The 19,574-nt window shown below is 58.4% G+C and carries 21 protein-coding genes and 1 tRNA gene; 15 read left to right on the top strand and 7 right to left on the bottom strand.

The window, feature by feature from the left end; genetic code table 11:
• Positions 1 to 2: 2 nt before the first annotated feature.
• A complete protein-coding gene (locus AC53L6_RS12310; RefSeq protein WP_496908040.1) occupies positions 3 to 671 on the bottom strand; it encodes a GntR family transcriptional regulator in 669 nt (222 codons plus the stop codon).
• A gap of 300 nt (positions 672 to 971) precedes the next feature.
• On the opposite strand from AC53L6_RS12310, the gene AC53L6_RS12305 reads away from it, so the two are divergent.
• From AC53L6_RS12305 to AC53L6_RS12285, 5 genes are all read left to right on the top strand, one after another.
• Positions 972 to 1,946, top strand: coding sequence for a TRAP transporter substrate-binding protein (locus AC53L6_RS12305; RefSeq protein WP_496908039.1), 975 nt, complete (start codon positions 972 to 974; stop codon positions 1,944 to 1,946).
• A gap of 117 nt (positions 1,947 to 2,063) precedes the next feature.
• Complete coding sequence (locus AC53L6_RS12300) at positions 2,064 to 2,558, top strand: TRAP transporter small permease (RefSeq protein ID WP_496908038.1); 495 nt, start codon at positions 2,064 to 2,066, stop codon at positions 2,556 to 2,558.
• Positions 2,559 to 2,560: 2 nt separating this feature from the next.
• On the top strand, positions 2,561 to 3,847 hold the full coding sequence (locus AC53L6_RS12295; RefSeq protein ID WP_299698850.1) for a TRAP transporter large permease: 1,287 nt from the start codon (positions 2,561 to 2,563) through the stop codon (positions 3,845 to 3,847).
• 18 nt (positions 3,848 to 3,865) lie between these two features.
• Positions 3,866 to 4,291 carry a GlcG/HbpS family heme-binding protein gene (locus AC53L6_RS12290; RefSeq protein ID WP_496908037.1) on the top strand — a complete coding sequence of 142 codons (426 nt, stop codon included), beginning with the start codon at positions 3,866 to 3,868 and terminating at the stop codon, positions 4,289 to 4,291.
• 19 nt (positions 4,292 to 4,310) lie between these two features.
• Entirely contained in the window at positions 4,311 to 5,198 is an 888-nt protein-coding gene (locus AC53L6_RS12285) for an NAD(P)-dependent oxidoreductase (protein WP_496908036.1), read from the top strand.
• 334 nt (positions 5,199 to 5,532) lie between these two features.
• Here the strand turns inward: AC53L6_RS12285 and AC53L6_RS12280 are convergent.
• A tRNA-Cys gene (locus AC53L6_RS12280) sits at positions 5,533 to 5,606 on the bottom strand.
• A 164-nt stretch (positions 5,607 to 5,770) separates the two neighbouring features.
• Here AC53L6_RS12280 and AC53L6_RS12275 point away from each other — a divergent pair.
• From AC53L6_RS12275 to AC53L6_RS12260, 4 genes are all read left to right on the top strand, one after another.
• The gene (locus tag AC53L6_RS12275) at positions 5,771 to 6,424 is read left to right on the top strand and encodes a protein-L-isoaspartate O-methyltransferase family protein (RefSeq protein ID WP_299210574.1); all 654 of its coding nucleotides are present in this window, start codon (positions 5,771 to 5,773) and stop codon (positions 6,422 to 6,424) included.
• Positions 6,425 to 6,510: 86 nt separating this feature from the next.
• Complete coding sequence (locus AC53L6_RS12270) at positions 6,511 to 7,890, top strand: TolC family outer membrane protein (RefSeq protein WP_496908035.1); 1,380 nt, start codon at positions 6,511 to 6,513, stop codon at positions 7,888 to 7,890.
• Positions 7,891 to 7,976: 86 nt separating this feature from the next.
• The gene (locus AC53L6_RS12265; protein WP_496908034.1) at positions 7,977 to 8,852 is read left to right on the top strand and encodes a hypothetical protein; all 876 of its coding nucleotides are present in this window, start codon (positions 7,977 to 7,979) and stop codon (positions 8,850 to 8,852) included.
• Between the two features lie 40 nt (positions 8,853 to 8,892).
• A complete protein-coding gene (locus AC53L6_RS12260; protein ID WP_496908033.1) occupies positions 8,893 to 9,471 on the top strand; it encodes a cobalamin biosynthesis protein CobQ in 579 nt (192 codons plus the stop codon).
• Between the two features lie 56 nt (positions 9,472 to 9,527).
• On the opposite strand, the gene AC53L6_RS12255 is transcribed toward AC53L6_RS12260, so the two are convergent.
• Positions 9,528 to 9,848, bottom strand: a complete 321-nt coding sequence (locus tag AC53L6_RS12255) for a DUF6280 family protein (protein ID WP_039684470.1) — start codon at positions 9,846 to 9,848, stop codon at positions 9,528 to 9,530.
• A gap of 219 nt (positions 9,849 to 10,067) precedes the next feature.
• Between AC53L6_RS12255 and efp the strand changes: the two genes are divergently transcribed.
• On the top strand, positions 10,068 to 10,631 hold the full coding sequence (gene efp, locus AC53L6_RS12250; protein ID WP_189369669.1) for an elongation factor P: 564 nt from the start codon (positions 10,068 to 10,070) through the stop codon (positions 10,629 to 10,631).
• 266 nt (positions 10,632 to 10,897) lie between these two features.
• The gene (locus AC53L6_RS12245) at positions 10,898 to 11,569 is read left to right on the top strand and encodes an alpha/beta fold hydrolase (protein WP_496908032.1); all 672 of its coding nucleotides are present in this window, start codon (positions 10,898 to 10,900) and stop codon (positions 11,567 to 11,569) included.
• A 35-nt stretch (positions 11,570 to 11,604) separates the two neighbouring features.
• Here the strand turns inward: AC53L6_RS12245 and ygfZ are convergent, their stop codons facing one another.
• Entirely contained in the window at positions 11,605 to 12,345 is a 741-nt protein-coding gene (ygfZ, locus tag AC53L6_RS12240; protein WP_496908031.1) for a CAF17-like 4Fe-4S cluster assembly/insertion protein YgfZ, read from the bottom strand.
• A 65-nt stretch (positions 12,346 to 12,410) separates the two neighbouring features.
• On the opposite strand from ygfZ, the gene AC53L6_RS12235 reads away from it, so the two are divergent.
• Positions 12,411 to 13,079, top strand: a complete 669-nt coding sequence (locus AC53L6_RS12235) for a TIGR04283 family arsenosugar biosynthesis glycosyltransferase (RefSeq protein ID WP_496908030.1) — start codon at positions 12,411 to 12,413, stop codon at positions 13,077 to 13,079.
• On the opposite strand, the gene AC53L6_RS12230 is transcribed toward AC53L6_RS12235, so the two are convergent.
• Positions 13,076 to 14,944 carry an ABC transporter ATP-binding protein gene (locus AC53L6_RS12230; RefSeq protein ID WP_496908029.1) on the bottom strand — a complete coding sequence of 623 codons (1,869 nt, stop codon included), beginning with the start codon at positions 14,942 to 14,944 and terminating at the stop codon, positions 13,076 to 13,078. The two genes, AC53L6_RS12235 and AC53L6_RS12230, sit on opposite strands and share 4 nt — an antisense overlap.
• A 155-nt stretch (positions 14,945 to 15,099) precedes the next feature.
• On the opposite strand from AC53L6_RS12230, the gene AC53L6_RS12225 reads away from it, so the two are divergent.
• Positions 15,100 to 16,308: a pyridoxal-phosphate-dependent aminotransferase family protein gene (locus tag AC53L6_RS12225; RefSeq protein WP_496908028.1), complete on the top strand. Its 1,209-nt coding sequence runs from the start codon at positions 15,100 to 15,102 to the stop codon at positions 16,306 to 16,308.
• 58 nt (positions 16,309 to 16,366) lie between these two features.
• Positions 16,367 to 17,107 carry a class I SAM-dependent methyltransferase gene (locus tag AC53L6_RS12220; RefSeq protein ID WP_496908027.1) on the top strand — a complete coding sequence of 247 codons (741 nt, stop codon included), beginning with the start codon at positions 16,367 to 16,369 and terminating at the stop codon, positions 17,105 to 17,107.
• Positions 17,108 to 17,144: 37 nt separating this feature from the next.
• Here the strand turns inward: AC53L6_RS12220 and AC53L6_RS12215 are convergent, their stop codons facing one another.
• Complete coding sequence (locus AC53L6_RS12215) at positions 17,145 to 17,363, bottom strand: hypothetical protein (protein WP_299210528.1); 219 nt, start codon at positions 17,361 to 17,363, stop codon at positions 17,145 to 17,147.
• A 49-nt stretch (positions 17,364 to 17,412) separates the two neighbouring features.
• Positions 17,413 to 18,516 (bottom strand): pyridoxal phosphate-dependent aminotransferase, encoded by a 1,104-nt coding sequence (locus AC53L6_RS12210; protein WP_496908026.1) that lies wholly within the window; start codon positions 18,514 to 18,516, stop codon positions 17,413 to 17,415.
• A 102-nt stretch (positions 18,517 to 18,618) separates the two neighbouring features.
• On the opposite strand from AC53L6_RS12210, the gene AC53L6_RS12205 reads away from it, so the two are divergent.
• On the top strand, positions 18,619 to 19,413 hold the full coding sequence (locus tag AC53L6_RS12205) for a crotonase/enoyl-CoA hydratase family protein (protein ID WP_496908025.1): 795 nt from the start codon (positions 18,619 to 18,621) through the stop codon (positions 19,411 to 19,413).
• Positions 19,414 to 19,574: the final 161 nt, after the last annotated feature.

Raw genomic sequence — 19,574 nt, 5'->3', positions numbered from 1 at the left:
ACCTACTCGAAGTACGCAGGGTGGGTGTCGTGAATAAAGTTGATGGTTTCGTCCAGGCGCGACAGGTGCTTCCTTATGGTGCTTTGCGCTTTCTCGAGATCACCTGATGCCAGACCCTCAGCGATATCTCGGTGATCTTCGAGAACCGATCTTGCCTCGCTGTCTTTCGTCAAGCTCAGCACACAGAGCCGGTCCACTTTTTGTTTGCAATCAAGGATCACTTCGAACGCCAATGGGTTGTTGCTAAGTGTACAAATCAAATGGTGGAAATCGTAGTCAAGCGCATGGAATGTCGTCAGGTCACCCGCTTTGATGGCTTGTTCCTGTAGCGCGATGTTTTCCTCTAGCTTTGCGTTAGCATCGGAATCCCACCGGCTAACTGCGTGCCGGGTGATCTCAAGTTCGACGGATAACCGGACCAATCGTGCAAGCGCAAGCCGATCCATTGAAAAGCCCCGAACTTCGGTTGCCCTTTGCGGACGGATCAACAACAGTTCTTCATTGTCCAACTTGGTGAAAGCATTGCGTACAGGTTGACGTGATACACCAAACCTGCGGGCGACTTCTGTCTCGGACACCTTTGTGCCAGGAAGGATCTTTAGAGACACGATCTCGTCATGCAGCGTTTCATACACAGCATCGGTTGTTGTTCTTCTAATAGTGTCTTCCACGAAAACTTACCCTGAATTTCATCCCTTCACGACCGTAGATCTGAGTGTTCGTCTACCGCAGTCGTTCGGCCCAAATTGGTCCGGAAAAAGATAGAAGTCGGCGCTCCTTCTAAGTCAAGTAGATCGTCGCCAACCCGAACCAGTATTAACTTGGATACCAGAATTGACAAAACTTGGATACCAGTTTTATCATCTTCTCGACAGTGATTCCGGTTCTGGGGGGTGTCGGGCGTATCAAGCCCCGTTTTCTGAGCGTCCTTCTTAGCTAAATCTCGTCAGAAAAATTAGGGAGGAAATCTAATGACTATTTCTAGAACGCTTTGCGCGGCCGCGACGGCGGTTGCGCTGGTCGCGACACCTGCAGTTGCTGAAAAGTGGCGCGCTTGGAACATCCACAATGACGGCCACCCCAACACGGCGGCGATGGACAAGTTTTCCGAGCTGGTCAGTGAAGCAACCGGGGGTGAGATTACAGTCGATGTGTTCCATGGCGGTGTGCTTGGTTCGCAGCCTGATGCGCTTGAGCAGGTCCGCATCGGCGCCATTGAGATCGGCAATTTCAACCTTGGCCCCATCGGTCCGATGGTGAAAGAAGCCAACCTCGTGTCGCTGCCTTTCATCTTCAAGAGCGTCCCGCACATGTTCCGCGTCCTCGAAGGTGAGGCTGGCGAAGTCATGGCAACGGCCATGGGCGAAGCCGGTGTTTTACCTCTTGCTTGGTTCGATGCGGGCGCCCGGTCCTTTTATGCGCAAAAGCCAATCAACACCCCGGCTGATGTCGAAGGCCTAAAGATTCGGGTGATGAACAACGATCTTTATACCGCAATGATCTCCGAGATGGGCGGCAACCCGTCCCCGATGGCGTTTTCCGAAGTTCAGCAGGCGCTCAAGACCGGCGTGGTAGACGGTGCAGAAAATAACTTCCCCTCGTTCAAGAACGTTGGCCATTTCGAAGTGACCACGCATTACTCTTTGTCAGAGCACCTGATCATCCCAGAATGCATTTGCGTCAACACAAGCAAGTTCAACGCCCTGTCAGCGGAGATGCAGGAAGCCGTGCGCGGTGCTGCTGTGGAAGCCGCATTGATCCAGCGTGACTTGTGGGCCGTCGGTTCCGAACAGGCCCGCAAGGACGTCGAAGCCGCTGGCATCAAGGTCAATGAAATTGCTGACAAAGCTCCGTTCCAGTCCGCAATGGACGCGGTCTATGCGAACTATCTGGCAGCCAATCCAGACATGAAGGCGTTGGTAGAGATGGCAAAAGCAACCGAGTAAGCCTCTGAGTAACAACTCACCCAAAGAGCGCCCGGCTCCACCTTTGGACGCCGGGCGCTTTGTCTCGAAGAGGAATCTATGGCACAGCACAACAAACCACCTGCATTCTTGAGATCCATGGATTGGGTCCTCGACCGACTGGCTCGCATTTGCGTCCTAATCGCGGGAGTTGCCATTGTCGCCATGACGGTGATTTTCGCGTGGCTGGTGTTTGGTCGCTACGTTCTGAATGACACGCCCACTTGGGTTGAACAGGTGTCATTGCTGCTGGTGATGGTCATAGCATTTTTGGGTGCGGCTGCGGGCGTGCACAATCACACACACCTGTCGGTGGTGGTGTTCCGAAACCTGGTCCCGTCTTCGGTTCGGACTGTTTTTGTCGTGATCTCAGACATCCTGATGGCAGGGTTTGGCGGTATGATGTTTTGGTACGGGATCGAGTTGACCCAGTTCAAATGGAACACTTTGATCCCGCTCATTCAGTGGTCAGAGGGGCTCCGGTCGTTGCCCCTGACCATCAGCGGGGCGTTGCTGTTTCTCTTTTCCACCGGCCATCTGATCCGCCTGTGTTTGGGACGGGACGAACGCCAAGATAACATAGATCAGGGCTAGTCATGGGACTTATGGTTCTTCTGGGCGTATTCGCCATTTGCGTCATTATCGGCACGCCAGTGGCCTACGCGCTTGGCATCGCGGCCCTATCCGCCTTCTGGTACGAAGGGCTGCCGCTATTTGTGGGCTTTCAGCGCATTGTCTCGGGCATCAACGTTTTCTCGCTCATGGCGATCCCATTCTTCATCTTTGCGGGGGAGTTGATGTTTCACGGCGGGATTGCCATCCGGCTGGTCCGATTTGCCCAAGCCGCCGTTGGCGCGGTACGTGGCGGTCTGGGCATTGTGAACGTGTTTTCTTCAATGCTCTTTGGCGGTATTTCGGGTTCGGCCATTGCGGACATCTCAGCCTTGGGCTCGATCCTGATCCCGGTGATGAAAGACAAGGGCTATGACGCCGATTATGCGGTCAATGTTACGGTAACCTCCTCCATTGCGGGGATCATCATCCCGCCCAGCCACAACATGATTATTTTCGCGCTCGCAACAGGTGGAGCGGTGTCGATCTCCAAACTGTTCCTAGCTGGTGTGGTACCCGGTGTGCTGATGTGCTGCTGTCTTGCCATTGCTGCCTATGTGGTTGCGGTCAAACGCGGCTACCGAGCCGAACAGTTTCCGGGCTGGACCGCACTTGCCATTGCCTTTGTTGGGTCAATTCCCGGATTGCTGACGGCGGTGATCATTGTCGGTGGTGTTCTTTCGGGCGTGTTTACGGTGACGGAGTCCGGCGCGTTTGGCGCGATGTATGCCTTTGTTGTGACGTTGGTTGTGTATCGCAGTCTGTCTTGGGAAGGCTTCAAGACCGCCGTGATTTCATCCGTGCGCACCACGTCGATGGTGATGATCCTGATCGCCTGCGCGGGGGCGTTTGCTTACATGTTGACCTTTAACCGGGTGCCAACCAAGACGGTCGAACTCCTGCTCGGCATTACCGAAAATCCGATCCTTATCTTGTTGATGATCAATGCAGTGCTGTTGCTATTAGGGATGATTATGGACATGGCTGCACTGATCCTGATCTGCACGCCGATCTTTTTGCCCGTGATGAATATGCTTGGTATCGATCCGCTTCAGTTCGGCATGATCCTTTTGGTCAACCTTGGGCTGGGCCTGTGCACGCCGCCCGTGGGGACATGCCTGTTTGTCGGATGCGCCGTGGGCAAATTGCCGATGGAAAAAGCAGTCAGAACAATCTGGCCATTCTACCTAGCCATATTTGCAGCGCTCATGCTGATCACGTTTGTGCCCGCGATTTCGCTGACGCTGCCAAATTTGATCATAGGCCCCTGATACACCGAGGATGACGCTATGCTGACCATAACACGGCTGGACATTGATGAGGCTCATGCGCTGATCGCAGGCGCGCGCGCCAAGGCGACAGAGATCGAAGTGCCGATGTGTATCGCCGTCACCGACGAAAGCGGCAACCTGATTGCGTTTGAGCGGATGAATGGCGCCAAGATCACAAGTATCAAGCTGGCTATCGACAAGGCCTTTGCGGCTGCCGGTGTCAGAAAAAGCACCCATGCGCTTGGCAAAGTGAACCAACCCGGCATGCCAGCACATGGACTATCTTCGACGCTTGCTGGGCGCATGGTGGTAATCGCAGGCGGGCTGCCAGTGCATTTCAACGGCGAAGTTGTCGGAGGAATTGGCGTCAGTTCCGGTTCACCTGCGCAAGATCACGAAGTGGCGCAGGCTGGGATAGACACCGTATCGGAATTTTACTCATGAGAACGGATAGGAAACAGAAATGACAAAACCCATCATTGGATTCATTGGTCTTGGTCTCATGGGGGGCAACATGGCCGAATGCCTGCAAAACAATGGCTTCGAACTGATCGTAATGGGCCGAAACAGGGAGGCGCTCGATGCAGCCATCTCGCGCGGTGCCAAAGAGGTCAGCTCTCCCAAAGAGCTTGCCGAACTCAGCGACATTGTGATGCTCTGCGTGACCACATCAGAGGTCGTCGAGAGTCTTGTCTACGGCAACAACGGCATTTTGGCAGGCATCAAGAAGGGTGCGGTCCTGATCGACTATGGCACATCCATCCCGTCCTCCACTCAAAAGATCGGTGCGGATTTGACCGCGAAGGGTGCCAGCATGATTGACGCCCCACTTGGTCGCACGCCTGCGCATGCCAAGGATGGGCTGCTCAACATCATGGCCGCGGGCGACAAGGAGACCTATGACAAGGTCAAGCCGGTGCTCGATGTACAGGGAGAGAATGTCTTCTACCTAGGAGCCTTAGGAGCTGGCCATACTACCAAACTGATCAACAACTTCATGGGTATGACGACCGTTTGCACCATGAGCCAGGCATTCGCAGTCGCTGACCGCGCCGGAGTTGATCGCCAGCAACTGTTCGACATTATGTCGGCCGGGCCATCCAGCTCGCCCTTCATGCAATTTTGCAAGAATTACGTAGTAGACGGCGTCAGTGACCTGAGTTTCTCAATCGCCAATGCAAACAAGGACGTGGCCTACTTTTTAGAATTAATAAAGGATCTGGGCACACGCGCGCCGATTGCTGAGGGCACATCCTCCCATCTCCAAGCCGCCTTAGATGAGGGTCTGGGCGATTGCAACGTTCCGGAGATATTTGACTATTTCCTCAAGCTGGGAAAAGGACCGCATTGATCTCATCATGTTTGCGGATGACTTAGAATCTTTGCTTAGGACATGCATGTAGTCAGAAAGCGGTCATTGGCGCAGCCGCAGCAAATGTCTCCTTCGACGGGCCGCAGCGCAGCATGGCAAAGGTTAGTTGAATGGCAGGAATGGGCCGTTGTTGTTCTTCAGTAAACTCTGTCAGAGTTTGCAGTGTGTGAGGCTCGTGTCCAAACACCGCAACTGTGGAATTAAGCCAAACGCCTCAGATGCATGATTTGAGGAGACAGGTTCTTTGGCCACCAAAAACGCCACCAAAATGCAACATGACCAGCTGCGCTTAAGTATAAGTCATTGAAAATATTGGAGGCGAGTACCGGAATCGAACCGGTGTACACGGATTTGCAATCCGCTGCGTCACCACTCCGCCAACTCGCCGTCCATGGTGTGTGAGCGGCGATAGACCATTAAAACGGGCCGTGCAAGGCTGTCTGGCCACGATGCGCCGGAATTCTACGCCATTGGCCACCTGCTGCGTTGCCCACGCGCGCTGACTGTGGCACATGTAAGCAAAAGAACCTGAACGAATGAGTTTAGCTGTAATGCCCGACTTCTCGACCCGGCGCACCATGATGGTAGACACGCAAGTCCGTCCCTCTGATGTGACGAAGTTTCCGATCATTGACGCAATGCTGACTGTCCAGCGCGAGGACTTTGTTCCGGTCGCGCAGCGCGAGACCGCGTATATGGGTGAAAACCTTGACCTTGGGGAAGGGCGTGTTCTGCTTGAGCCGCGCACTTTGGCTAAGATATTGGATGCGCTGGATATTGCTCCTGACGAGCTGGTGCTGGATGTTGGATCCGCGCTTGGCTACTCGGCTGCCGTTATTGCCCATATGGCGCAGGCCGTTGTCGCGCTGGAAGACAACGAAGCCATGGCGACGGAGGCGCAAGATGCGCTGATGTCTGCGGGTATCGACAACGTCATCACGCATGTCGAGGCGTTGGAAGTTGGCGCAGCAGAACACGGTCCCTACGACGTAATTGTTGTTGAAGGGGGCGTGACCCAAGTGCCGGGTGAACTACTCTCTCAACTGAAAGACGGTGGACGCATTGCGGCCCTGTTCATGGACGGTCCGTTGGGAGAGGTTCGGATCGGATACAAGATAGACGGTGCGATGTCGTGGCGCCGGGCATTTAACGCAGGGGCTCCGGTTCTACCGGGGTTTGAAAAACAAGACGCATTTACGCTCTAGTCCGAAAAACATCGGGCAGTTGGATCACCAAGAGGCAGGTTGAGATGATAGGCAAGTTGGCGCGGAGATTTCTGAGTACAACAGCGGTGACAGGAACACTTGTTCTGGGTCTTGGTTCTGCACAGGTGACCGCCGATACGCTTGCGGACGCCATGGTTGGTGCATACACGCACAGCGGGTTGCTTGATCAGAACCGTGCCTTGCTGCGTGCGGCGGACGAGGATGTGCCGATCGCACTGTCGGCACTGCGTCCCATCATAAATTGGACCGGCAGCATCACGCAGGAATTTGGGGATGTGACCAGCCAGGCCGGCATCTCGGGCAGTGCGGAATCCACAGATGTCATTCTGGCATTGAGTGCATCATTGCAATTGTACGACGGCGGTGCCGACCGGGCGCGGGTCGAGGCGACAAAAGAGACAGTACTTGCCACCCGCGCATCCTTGTTGAATGTCGAACAGGCGCTGCTTTTGCGCGCGGCGACCGCCTTCATCAACGTTGGACGACAGCAGAATTTCGTCGCCCTGAGCCAGAACAACCTGCGCCTTTTGCAGGAAGAACTGCGTGCTGCGAATGACCGTTTCGAAGTGGGCGAAGTGACGCGTACCGATGTGTCCTTGGCCGAGGCTGCCGTGGCACAGGCACGCAGCAACCTAGCGGATGCACAGCGCAATCTGATCCAGGCGCAGGCAGAATACACCAATGTTGTTGGGCGGCGCCCGTCACAGCTATCGCCACTGCCTGGACTGCCGCGTACCGAGACAAACGTTGCTTCAGCCCAAGCTGTGGCCGTGCGCAACCACCCGGACATGGAGACAGCGCGTCGGCAAGTGTCTGCGAGTGAGTTGCTCGTCACAGCGGCCGTCAAAGATACATTGCCGGTCGTGTCGTTAGAGGGAGCTTTGGGGGTTCAAGAAGATTTCGGCAATCCGGACAGTGGCAGAACCGGATCGATTGGGGTCGAGGTGACCGGTCCAATCTATCAGGGCGGTAGTCTTTCGGCGCTCGAGAGACAGGCAATGGCATCACGGGATGCGTCCCGCGGGAACCTTCACAATGTGCGTCATGGCGTGCAGCAGGACGTTGTAAATGCCATTTCGGATCTTGAAGCGGCGCGGGCCAGCCTGGCCGCATCCGAACGCCAAATTCGCGCGGCCCGCATCGCATTCCAAGGTGTGCGCGAAGAGGCAACATTGGGGGCCCGGACGACGCTGGACGTTCTGGACGCCGAACAGGATCTGCTTGATGCGGAAACCAACCGCATCGCGGCGCAGGCTGATCAATACATCGCTGCATATTCGGTTCTGGAATCGATGGGGCTGTTGACAGCGCAACGTCTGCAGCTACCGGTGCAGCTGTATGATCCGGCGGCCTACTACAACCTGGTCAAAGACGGTCCTGCAAAGCGATCGAGGCAGGGCAGACAACTGGACCGGGTACTTCGGGCACTTCAAGTAGACGATTAAGGTTTTCAGCATAGTATTGTGCGACTCTCACCCGCGGGGTAAGCTGAGGCCGAGGTTGAGAGTGGTACTTTGACATGTCTGATCCAATGACCAACACCGAGGTGGAGGACGTCTTGGCGTCTATTCGTCGTCTGGTGTCCGATGACAACCGGCAAGCGCCGGAGAGCGAAGCGGCAGCGTCATCCGACAGGCTGGTCCTGACGCCTGCGCTGCGCGTGACCGACGATGTCGAAGAGGAACGCGACAGTGTGGACGAGGCCGCGGCCGATGATGTCACCGATATCGCTGACCAAGAGGTTCCGGAAGCCCAACAGGATGATCTGCCTGAGGACGAAACGCCTGCGTTCGAACTGACGCATGAGGCCCCTGACGAGGGCAGTGATGATGGCGATGAAACCACTCTTGATGACGTTGAGGACAAGCACGAAGACACCTCTGCGCCCGAAGAACATCCCATAGCACTTGATGCGGTCAATCTGGATCAGGACACGCTCATGTCCATTCAGGATGCATTTGACGATGTCGATGACGAGGATGCACTTGCGACAGCAGAGGCCGAGCCGACATTGAACGATGAGGCGACGACACTCAGCGCAAAGATTGCAGCGCTCGAGACGCTGATTGCCGGACAGACTGACGAATTCGAGCCGGACATGGCTGGGGATGGAGAGAATGCGGGAACGGAGCCACCCGCTCTTGCTTGGGAAGATGCAGACGATGAGGTGAGCCCTCCGGAACCGTCGCCGCATGTCGAACCACAGGTGGATAATGCGCGTGATGAGGGCGCGCAGATATTCTCCAGTGACGAAGATGTGCTGGATGAAGAGGCACTTCGTGACTTGGTGAGTGACATTGTGCGCGAAGAGCTGCAGGGCGCATTGGGCGAACGCATCACACGCAATGTGCGCAAACTGGTTCGGCGTGAGATTCACAGGGCACTTGCCGCGCAAGACCTGGAATAGAGTTGCCAGCGTTCAGCCTATTTCGCTGTCCTGAGCGGTCGTGAATACGCCAGCTCATTTACTTGTTGGCGCTGCTGTATTTGGTGGACGCACGCACCAAAAAATCCTTGTCGCTGCCTTTGTTGGGGCAATCCTGCCGGACCTGTCGCTCTATGTTATGGCAGGTGTATCCTTGTTCGTGCTGGGGATTCCGCCAACGATTGTCTTTAACGATCTCTACTTCTCGAACACGTGGCAAACCGTGTTTGCCATCGACAATTCGTTTGTCGTTTGGGGGGTATTGTTCGGTTTGGCCTGCTGGCATCGGACGCCGTGGGCTGTCGCTTTGACCGGTGCGGCCTTGCTGCATGTGCTCCTGGACTTCCCACTGCACCACGACGATGGTCGACCGCATTTCTGGCCATTCAGTTGGTGGGTGTTCGAAAGCCCCATCAGCTACTGGGACCGTGGCCACGGTGCCGCATGGATTGCGCCGATCGAAGCCGCGCTTGCCACATTTTCTGCCGTGATCCTTTGGCGTCGGGGGCTGCCAGCGTGGGGCATTGCTTGTGTCGTACTCCTGTTGCTCGCCGAGCTTTGGGTTGTACGCCAGTGGCTGTTCTTCTTTTCAAACGGATGAGCAAAAGAAAACGCGCCCCGCAGGGCGCGCTCTCTTTATAGCAGCGATGGCTGCGATCAGGCCGCTTCGGCCTGTTGTGCCGCATTGCGGCGCTCTGATTCTTCGCGGCTCAGGGCGACAGATGTGCGGACGCCTTTGCCCACGAATTCCATCAGGCCTTCCACAACCCGTTCGTTCGGGTCGATACCCGCACAGCTCAGCACTTCGCGCCCGTCGCGCGAGCGTGCCCAGCGGGCGATCTGCTCTGGCCCGTTGCCATATTTCTTATCGTCGGCGATTGCATCGTCGAGTGCAGCCAACACAACGGCTGCGAATAGTTTGCGTGCACGGTTGCCTTGCTCATTGTTAAAGGCAGTGCCGTCAACGAAATCTTTCATTCGTCGTCCTTCCTTTATTCTTGCTCTTGTCTTTCCGGCGTGGCGCCCGTTATGGACGAACTGCTCCGATTCGGATACCCTGTTTTTGCATGGCTGCCCTGCATGAAATGCATGCCTAGCTGCTGACGCAGCACAGTATTTCGTTGTCTTGCCGGGACCCACTACGCGAGATATAGGGACCAACAACTTTTCATCAACCTTTCGTCAAGGTTTTGCCACATGCCAAAAATCAACGGAAACGAGATCCGCCCCGGAAACGTGCTTGAGCACAACGATGGTCTATGGGCCGCGGTAAAGGTGGATCATGTCAAGCCCGGCAAGGGTGGGGCCTTTGCCCAGGTCGAACTGCGTAACCTGCGCAACGGATCGAAATTGAACGAACGCTTCCGCAGCGCCGACAAGGTTGAACGGGTCCGGCTGGAGCAGAAGGACCAGCAATTCCTGTACGAGAATGACGGGATGCTGGTGTTCATGGATGCCGACACCTACGAACAGATCGAACTGCCTGCCGAACTTCTCGGCGACCGGCGCCCGTTCTTGCAGGACGGCATGACCATCGTGGTCGAATTCTACGAAGAAGAAGCGCTGAACGCGACCGTACCGCAGAAAGTCACCTGCAAGATCGTCGAGACGGAGCCGGTTGTGAAAGGCCAGACTGCGGCGAACTCGTTCAAGCCCGCAATCCTCGACAACGGGGTCAAGGTGATGGTGCCGCCCTTTGTCGGACAGGACGAAGACATCATTGTGAATACCGAGACTATGGAATACGCGGAACGCGCCTGAGGCGTTTGCATCAGTCTTTATAGACGGTTCTGCGGGGCGCATTGCGCCCCGTTTTCCGTTTATGCCGTTCGTTTCCAGACGCGGTCGCTTTGACAACTCACTGCGCGGGTATCTGCCACAGCTGCTCAAGGTCGTTGATCATCCCGAAAAGCCTGCAATAGCTGCATGCAATGCATGTGCGGGGCACGCATCATCAACATGAGTCCGGCCATTTCAAAACGGTGTCCCGAAAACAGTCCATGACACACGCAGCGCACTCCCCTCTCATGATACGGCCAAGCCTTTGGCTACATGGTGCCAGCCTGACCTGTGCAACATGGCGGAAGGTCGTTGATGGTTTGCCTCTGGCGCAGACACCGAACTTGCCCGCAGTCGAAACGGATGCGCGTGTCGAAGCATATGCCGACATGTTGCAGCCCTTCGCACCCGACGGCGCTGTACTCGTTGGGCACTCTCTCGGGGGGATGATTGCCTTGGAACTGGCCGCGCGCACCCGGCCTGCGGCATTGATCCTGATCGAAGCTGTCCCAACGGTTGTCGATACGTTTGCGGGTCGCCTTGCAGGGCGTGTCCTTCCGGCGGTCCTAAAACGCATCCCGCCGCGCCGTCTCGCCGGTCTGACCGGTGTGGGGGAGCCAAAAAACGTCGCTCTGGAACTGCGTGCGCAAATCCCGCATTGGGGCGCTGATGCGATTGCCGATCAGATGCGCGCCGCTGCGGCCTATGACGGGCGGGGTTGGCTCAGTAAAATCGCGGCTCCAACACTTCTGGTCCGCGGCACGCGCAACCGCGCCACCCGTAGGGGTATGAACGCGCTTGCAACAGGGATCGTCGATTCAGAACTGCTTGAGCTTGATGGAGGGCATAACCTGCCACTGGAAATGCCAGAGACCGTGCGAGTGCAGATCGACGCGTTTCTGACCCGCAGGCTTGGTTGATTGCAGCAGGTACGCCAGACTTGAAAGAAGCTGCTTCAGCCGTCGCTGCGCGTAACGGTGGCTTCCCCGGCCTGCATGGTGCCTTTGGCCCGGTCAAAACGCAGATAAGCGATGGCCCGATCTCCGGCCCGTGACAACAGCGTCCCGGCAGCCTTGCCATCCGCCAAAATCTCGGTCCCCGGCGCGGCATCCCCGGTCACATCCACTTGTGCCAAACCTTTGCGCAGGGTCGTCTTGTGTTTCATGCGGGCGGTCACCTCTTGTCCGACATAGCAACCTTTGCGGAAATCCACGCCGTGCAAGGCCTCAAACCCGACCTCAAGGATGAATGTGTTGGACGTGAGCTCCACGTCTGTTTCAGGGATCAGGTGCGCAACACGCAGCGCTGTCCAATCCGTGTCGTCCTCGGCCTGTGGCGCATCACGATAGGCGCGCCAACCCAAATCGGGGTGGCGCGGGTCTGCGAGCCCGTCTTCTGGAAAATCCCCAAGCCCGCGGTGCAGGTGCAGCGCTGTATCCTCCAGCGTGACGTTCGCGCGCAGTTTGTACATGCTCAGCCGCTGACGCAGCATATCGGCATGATCTTCATGCGCATCCAGCAGCACCTTGTCCCCGTCGGCGGCCAGAAAGAAATCAGAGATGTATTTGCCCTGCGGCGTCAGCAAGGCGGCATAGACCAATCCGTCGGCCAGCCCGTCCACATCGTTGGTCACCAGCCCCTGTAGGAAGCTGTGCGTGTCAGGCCCTGACAGGCGAAAGATATGGCGGCGCGACATGGGTGTTCCTTTTCGATCTTCCTCTTGTCATATAGCAGCGCGAACTCCATCCGAAAGGGGCCGAAGTGCCTGCGCCGATCTCCGTCATCGTTCCGACACTGAATGCCGAGGCTGCACTGGGTCCAACCCTTGCCGCCTTGATGGAGGGTTTGGATGGAGGCATTGTTGCCGAGCTGGTTGTGAGCGATGGCGGTTCAACCGATGACACGCTGAAACGCGCGGAGGCCTGGGGGGCCAACATCGTGACGGGTCCACCGTCGCGGGGCGGACAGCTACGTCGCGGATGCGAGGCTGCCCGGGCAGAATGGTTCCTGGTGGTGCACGCAGACACCGTTCTGTCGCCCGGCTGGTCCGAGGTTGTGTCGGCCCATCTGGGCCAACGGGACGCGGCGTACTTCAAGCTGCGCTTTGATCGGGGCGGCTGCGCGGTGGCCGCGTGGGCCAACCTGCGCGCACGCCTGTTTGGGTTGCCTTACGGGGATCAGGGCCTGTTGATCCGCCGCGATCTCTACGCCCGTGTGGGCGGCTATCCCGACATTCCGCTGATGGAGGATGTGGCACTCGCCCGTGCCTTGCGCGGCCAGCTTGTCCCGCTTGACGCGACAGCCGTGACCAGTGCCGAGAAGTACCGCCGTCAGGGATGGGTGCGCCGCGGGGCACGCAATCTCTGGACGCTGACCCGATACCTGGCTGGTGCTGATCCCGAGGCGCTGGCCGCTGCTTATCGACGTTAGCCGAACAAGCGCGACCTCAGCCGCATGAACAGGCCCTTTGATGCGTTGTTCTCGTCCCGATCGCCCAGCACGTCAGACAGCGGTGCGTCGATGATTGTTTTGCCATCCTTGAATTGTAGGCGGTAGAGATCGGCGTAGATGCCGCCGCGGTCCAGCAGCTCTTGATGGGTTCCCGTGTCCATAACCTCACCGCGATCCATGACGATGATCTGATCCGCGCTGCGGATCGTCGAAAGCCGGTGAGCGATCACCAATGTCGTGCGCCCCGCGGACAACCGATCGAGCGCGTCCTGAACCACTTTTTCAGATTGCGCATCAAGCGCCGAGGTTGCTTCGTCCAGCAACAGGACGGGCGTGTCGCGCAGCAGGGCGCGCGCAATCACCACCCGTTGCCGCTGCCCGCCAGACAAAGCCGATCCGCGTGGGCCGACATGTGTTTCCAATCCGTCAGGTAGCTTTTCCACGAAGTCGGTGACATGTGCGGCATCCAATACTTCCTTGAGGCGTTCGTCGCTCACGTCGGTGCGCCCAAGCAGGATGTTTTCCCGCAGGGATTCATCGAACAGCAGTGCTTCCTGCGTGACCACCGAATACAAGCTACGCAGGGCTTCAAGGTCCATTTCGGTTGTCGGAGTGTCGCCGACATAGACGGTACCAGACTGCGGATCGATCAGCCGCGTCAGCACATTAAAGACGGTGGATTTTCCGGCACCGGATGCACCCACAAGAGCTGTTGTCTCTCCGGGCTTGGCGGTCAATGAAACACCACGCAGAACCGGCGCCTCACCATAAGACAGTTCGACATTCTCAAGGCGGATTTCCGGAACACCAGCCGGTGCAGGTTTGGCGTTCGGCGGGGATGTCAACGCCAACGGTGTATCCATCAATTCCTTGACCCGTTCGATGGACGCAGCCGCCGCTTGCCACAGACCTGAAATTGCCCCAAGTCGCCGCATTGGGTCAAAGGCAAACCCCATTGCCGTAAAGAATGTCATGAACTGGCCGATGGTCTTTTCGCCCGAGATGATCTCGGACCCGCCATACAGGATCACGGCCATGAACCCGACGCCCGAAATGATGTCGATCATAGCCGGGATGGCGGCCCCGCCAAATGCAGTCTTTGTCTGAGTCTTGATGAATCGACGTGTCAGCCCGCGATATTGCCGCGCCTGATAGGCTTCAAGCGCGTTCAGCTTGACTTGAACGATCCCATGGAAAACTTCGTCCAGACGGGTCGAAAGACCGGCGCCCAGGTCGCGCGATTTGCGGGCCTGTTTGCGGACGTAGCGCTGGGCCATGCCTGCCGGAAGCACCAGAACCGGGATACCAATCAGCGCCAGCATCGCCCAGATCGGGTCGACGCTGATTGCTACGCCAAGAAGGACGATCAGTCCCAGGAAATCACGCCCCGCGCCGGTGATGATCGCACGCCACACATTGCCCACAGCCCCAACATCACCTTGTACCCTCTGGATCAGATAGCCCGGTGGATGGGATTGGTGAAATGCGCCGTCTTGCAGCATGATCCTGTCCAGAAGGTCCATACGCAGAGCGGCCGATGTTTTTAACGCCACCTGGGTCAGGATCAGCTTTTGGATAACCGATGACGTGGCCCGCACGATAAAGATGCCGACGACAAGAGTGCCGACCCAGACCAGCATGGCTGAATCACCGTCAACAAATACCTGATCGAACATGGGTTGCATCAGGTAGCTCAGGGCACCCAACATGGATCCTTCGATCAGCATGAACATAACCGCCACACTCATCAGGCCGCTGTGTTTCTTCAGATAGCCGCGCCAGATCCAGCTCAAAAGCTCGCGGGAATCTTCGGTCGGGGTGAAGGGGGCTTTGGGCTCTGTCACGCGTGGTGTCTGTCGGCGTTGCGCCGCGCTCCGGTAAGGGACGTTGGATGGAAGCTCTAGCGCGGCGCGCGCTGGGGGGCAAGCACAGCAGACCGATTGACGCCGGGACGCTGCACGCTACGGTGCGCCGGTCAATTACATGGCGGAGAGCATTCATGACATCACCATCCAAAGGTCGTTCGGGGCGTGAATATCTGGCCATTCCCGGCCCTTCGGTGATGCCTGACGCGGTCTTGCAGGCCATGCACCGCGCCGCGCCGAACATTTACGCGGGCGAGATCGTGGATATCGCGGCCAGTCTGGTCCCAGATCTCAAAGCTGTGGCCCGAACCCAGGGGCACCTGGCCATGTATATCGGCAATGGCCACGCGGCATGGGAGGCGGCCCTGGCCAACGTGATTGCGCCCGGCGACACCATGCTGGTGCCTGCGACGGGCCGTTTTGCGCATGGATGGGCTGAAATGGCCGAGGGGTTGGGCGCAACGGCGCAAATCCTCGATTTCGGCAAGCGCGCGCCGTGGAACATGGATCAGATTGCCGAGGCGTTGCGCGCGGACACAGCGCACAAGATCAAGGCGGTCCTGGCCGTTCATGTCGATACCTCGACCTCGGTGCGCAACGATGTTGCCGCCTTGCGGGGGGTGATGGATGAGGTCGGGCATCCCGCCCTGTTGATGGCCGACTGCATTGCGTCACTGGGGTGCGACGCATTCAAGATGGACGCCTGGGGCGCTGACGTGATGGTCGCGGGGTGTCAAAAGGGGCTCATGGTCCCGCCGGGCATGGCCTTCGTCTTCTTCAATGATAAGGCTGACGCGATGCGCCGCGCGATGCCACGTGTCAGCAAATACTGGGATTGGTCACCCCGGGCCAATCCCGAAGAATTTTACATGTATTGGAATGGCACCGCGCCCACGCATCACCTCTATGGTCTGCGCACCGCTTTGGACATGATCCATGCCGAGGGGATGGAGGCGATATGGGCGCGCCATACCAAACTGGCCCGCGCAATCTGGGCCGCATGCGAGGCGTGGGGCGAGGACGGCCTGCTTGAGCTGAACGTCGTGGATCGCGCGCACCGCAGCTGTGCCGTCACGGCCCTGCGGCTGGAAAGCCCACATGCCACCGCGCTGCGTGATTGGACCGAACAAAACCTTGGGCTGACACTTGGGATCGGGCTGGGCATGGCACCTCCCGGTGACCCGGCGTGGCACGGCTTTTTCCGCTTGGGCCACATGGGGCATGTGAACGGACACATGATCATGGGCCTGCTCGGCGGGATCGAGGCCGGGTTGTCGGCTCTGGGCGTTCCACATGGGCGCGGCGCATTGGACGCTGCGGCTGGAGTGATCGCTGACGTCTGAATGCGGACGCCCCGGGCAAAGCGTACAACAGCAACAGGCCGATGGTCAGGCAAAGCATATGGATGAACACTACAAGGAACAGACGCTCGTAGAGCTTTATGACACCGTGAACGCGTCGCGGAATGATTTTGATTTCTACCGCGCGCGGTTGCCCGACCCGCCAAGCCGCATCCTTGATGTCGGATGCGGCACAGGGACGTTCGCGATCGAACTGTCGGTTGCAGGCTACGCTGTCATTGGCGTCGATCCGGCTGGCGCGATGATTGCGGCCGCACGGGCCAAACCGGGCGGTGACGATGTGCGCTGGGTGGTCGGTGAGGTGTCCGATCTGGATCCAGACATGCGCTTCGATGCTGTCGTCATGACCGGGCATGCGTTCCAGTGTCTGCTGCGCGACGATCAGATTGTGGACCTTTTTCAAAATATGGCGCAACGTCTGACACCGGGTACTTCGTTTTGGTTCGAAACCCGGAACCCGGCTGCAAAGCCCTGGCTGCGCTGGACCCCGGAACATGCCGGGCCACCCAAGACACTTGCGGACGGGCGCATTCTGCAAGTTACCCATGATGTCCAATCGGTCGAAGGTGAGTTCGTCACCTTTTCCGAGAGCTACGCGCTCCAAAACGGGCACGAGGCGCTTTCCACGCAAAGCTGCCTGCGTTTCCCGTCTCTCTCTGCCATCAAGGGGTTGGCAGCGCGCACGGGCCTGTCCGTTCATTCGGTAAGCGGGGACTGGAACGGGGAAGCATTTGACGACCGCAGCCCCGAGATCATTCTAGAACTAAAAAGGCTGGACTAGCCGACCCGGACAGCACCGCGCGTGCGCTGCGCGGTCTTCAGATCTGTTTGCCTCTGCGGATGGACGCCGCCTGTCGCTGCGCGGCCCAGACTTTGCCACGCTCAATCAGATGGTTCACACCCAGACCAAGCAGCATTGCCGCAATCAGGCCCCAGATCGCCCAGATCGCAACCAGGATCCACGTAATGTTCACCCCGAACATCACGATGCAGGCGTTTTTGTAGTTGGGCGCGGTTCCGATGTTGTGATCGTCCATTGCGGCCTCCGGGTTCTCCCCGTCGACTATAATACGGCAAACCGCCCTGTCAGCCCTTTCTCGCGTCATTGAGAGCGGTCGGGAGCGCCGTGGCAAAGGCATCGAGGTTTTCAGCCGTGCCACAACTGACCCGGATGCAGCGGTTCTGGGGCGCGGCAAAGGGCATGCGAACAAAGATGCCGCGCGCGATCAGCCCGTCCAGAACGGCCTTGGCAAAAGCGCCATCCGCACCGCAATCAATGGCGACAAAGTTGGTGGCCGAGGGCAGGGCGGCCAGCCCGTTGTCGCTTGCGATCCGGGCAATGCGGTCGCGCGCCCCGCCAATCTGCTCCTGGACATGGCCCAAATAGGATTGATCTTGCAGCGCGGCCAGCGCTCCGGCCTGGGCGGCGCGGTTCATGCCAAAATGGTTGCGCACCTTGTTGAACGCATCAATCAGGGGGGCTGCCCCGATGGCATAGCCGACGCGCGCACCCGCAATGCCATAGACCTTGGAAAAGGTGCGCATGCGGATTACACGCGGGTCGCCCGGATCGATCTCCGGCGCCGTGCCCGGTGGGGCGCATTCGATATAGGCTTCGTCCAGAACAAGAACGCAGCCATCGGGCAATCGATCCAGCGCCCGTTCCAGCGTCTTGCCATCATGCCACGTGCCCATGGGATTGTCCGGGTTGGCGAGGTAAACCAGCTTCGCGCCGGTCTCTGCTGCCTTGGCAAACAGCGCCTCCGGGTCTTCATGGTCGTCGCTATAGGGGACGGTGTGCAGCGTGCCGCCATAGCCCGCAACGTGGTAGTTGAAGGTCGGGTAGGCACCCAGCGATGTCACGACATGGTCACCCGGCCCAACAAAAAGGCGCACGAGGTAGCCCAGCAGGCCATCGATCCCTTCGCCCACCATGATATGCTGCGCATCGATCCCGTGATGTGCGGCAAGTGCTTGACGCAGATCGTGATTTTCCGGATCGCCATATTTCCAGAGGTCCACTGCCGCCATGGCTTCGGCCACCTTGGGTGAGGGGCCGAAGACGCTTTCATTGGCGCCCAGCCGCGCCTCGAACGCGGCACCGCGTGCGCGCTCCTGCGCTTCGGGGCCGACAAAGGGCACGGTAGAGGGCAGGCTGGCGGCGAGCGGGGTCAGGCGAAGATCGGTCATATCGAGAGGGGTAGCGCGGCACGCCATGGCGGGCAATGCCCTTACGTTCTGCTGGTATGGGATGCCGGTTTGCGCTTCTCTCGCTGTCAAAGGAGATTGCCCATGTCAGATCGTGTATCCGTTACCTACGAAAACCACATCGCCCATGTGCGCCTGACCCGCGCGGACAAGATGAACGCGGTGGATCAGGCCATGATTGACGGGATCATCGCCGCCGGGAATGAGGTGGCGGCCAGCAACGCCCGCGTCTGCGTGATCTCGGGCGAGGGCAAAGGGTTCTGCGCAGGCATCGACATCGGCGGCTTGGGGGCCATGATCGGCAAGGACCCGGTTGACTTGATGATGCCGCGCACCCACGGGGACGGAACCACCAACCAGTGGCAAGAGGTGTCCATGGTCTGGACCCGCGTGCCCGTGCCCGTCATTGCCGCTGTGCACGGCGTGTGTTTCGGTGCCGGGATGCAGCTGGCGCTGGGCGCGGATATTCGGATCGCGGCACCTGATGCGCGGTTCGCGGTGATGGAGATGAAATGGGGCATCGTGCCGGATATGGGCGGCATGGTGTTGATGCCACGGTTGTTGCGGTCGGACGTGATGCGCAAGCTCACCTACACGGCAGAGCCGATTTCAGCCGAGCGGGCAGAGGCTTGGGGCCTGGTCACTGAACTGGCGGATGATCCGTTAGCAGCGGCGATGGCACTGGCTGAGGCGCTGACGTTGAAATCACCAGCTGCCTTGCGGGCGGCCAAGGCGTTGATCGGATATGCAGAGACGCACGCGCCTGACGACATCCTGTTGGAAGAGAGCCGCGCGCAGGCGGGACTGATGGGCACGCCCGAGCAGATGGAGGTCGTGGCGGCGCAGATGCAGAAACGGCCACCTGTGTTCAAAACCTGAAGCGCAGGCGCGCATATTCCTTGGTTGCACGCAGATGAATGGCACGAGGCAAGTGCCGCCTGTCAGACATTCTGATCATTGGGCACTTGCCAACCGGCTGATCCACAGGCGCGCAACATTTGAATGAAGCACGCGCTTGGCGCGTGCGACACATGCTGTGA

It is taken from the genome of Tateyamaria sp. LSS28 (genome assembly GCF_059611725.1).
This window is presented reverse-complemented; position numbering and strand designations above follow the sequence as displayed.

Excerpts from the sequence above, each read along its gene's own strand:
- AC53L6_RS12305 (WP_496908039.1), top strand. The coding sequence starts at position 972 with ATGACTATTTCTAGAACGCTTTGCGCGGCCGCGACGGCGGTTGCGCTG.
- AC53L6_RS12300 (WP_496908038.1), top strand. The coding sequence starts at position 2,064 with ATGGATTGGGTCCTCGACCGACTGGCTCGCATTTGCGTCCTAATCGCG.
- AC53L6_RS12295 (WP_299698850.1), top strand. The coding sequence starts at position 2,561 with ATGGGACTTATGGTTCTTCTGGGCGTATTCGCCATTTGCGTCATTATC.
- AC53L6_RS12290 (WP_496908037.1), top strand. The coding sequence starts at position 3,866 with ATGCTGACCATAACACGGCTGGACATTGATGAGGCTCATGCGCTGATC.
- AC53L6_RS12285 (WP_496908036.1), top strand. The coding sequence starts at position 4,311 with ATGACAAAACCCATCATTGGATTCATTGGTCTTGGTCTCATGGGGGGC.
- AC53L6_RS12275 (WP_299210574.1), top strand. The coding sequence starts at position 5,771 with ATGCCCGACTTCTCGACCCGGCGCACCATGATGGTAGACACGCAAGTC.
- AC53L6_RS12265 (WP_496908034.1), top strand. The coding sequence starts at position 7,977 with ATGACCAACACCGAGGTGGAGGACGTCTTGGCGTCTATTCGTCGTCTG.
- AC53L6_RS12255 (WP_039684470.1), bottom strand. The coding sequence starts at position 9,848 with ATGAAAGATTTCGTTGACGGCACTGCCTTTAACAATGAGCAAGGCAAC.
- efp (WP_189369669.1), top strand. The coding sequence starts at position 10,068 with ATGCCAAAAATCAACGGAAACGAGATCCGCCCCGGAAACGTGCTTGAG.
- AC53L6_RS12245 (WP_496908032.1), top strand. The coding sequence starts at position 10,898 with ATGATACGGCCAAGCCTTTGGCTACATGGTGCCAGCCTGACCTGTGCA.
- ygfZ (WP_496908031.1), bottom strand. The coding sequence starts at position 12,345 with ATGTCGCGCCGCCATATCTTTCGCCTGTCAGGGCCTGACACGCACAGC.
- AC53L6_RS12225 (WP_496908028.1), top strand. The coding sequence starts at position 15,100 with ATGACATCACCATCCAAAGGTCGTTCGGGGCGTGAATATCTGGCCATT.
- AC53L6_RS12220 (WP_496908027.1), top strand. The coding sequence starts at position 16,367 with ATGGATGAACACTACAAGGAACAGACGCTCGTAGAGCTTTATGACACC.
- AC53L6_RS12215 (WP_299210528.1), bottom strand. The coding sequence starts at position 17,363 with ATGGACGATCACAACATCGGAACCGCGCCCAACTACAAAAACGCCTGC.
- AC53L6_RS12210 (WP_496908026.1), bottom strand. The coding sequence starts at position 18,516 with ATGACCGATCTTCGCCTGACCCCGCTCGCCGCCAGCCTGCCCTCTACC.
- AC53L6_RS12205 (WP_496908025.1), top strand. The coding sequence starts at position 18,619 with ATGTCAGATCGTGTATCCGTTACCTACGAAAACCACATCGCCCATGTG.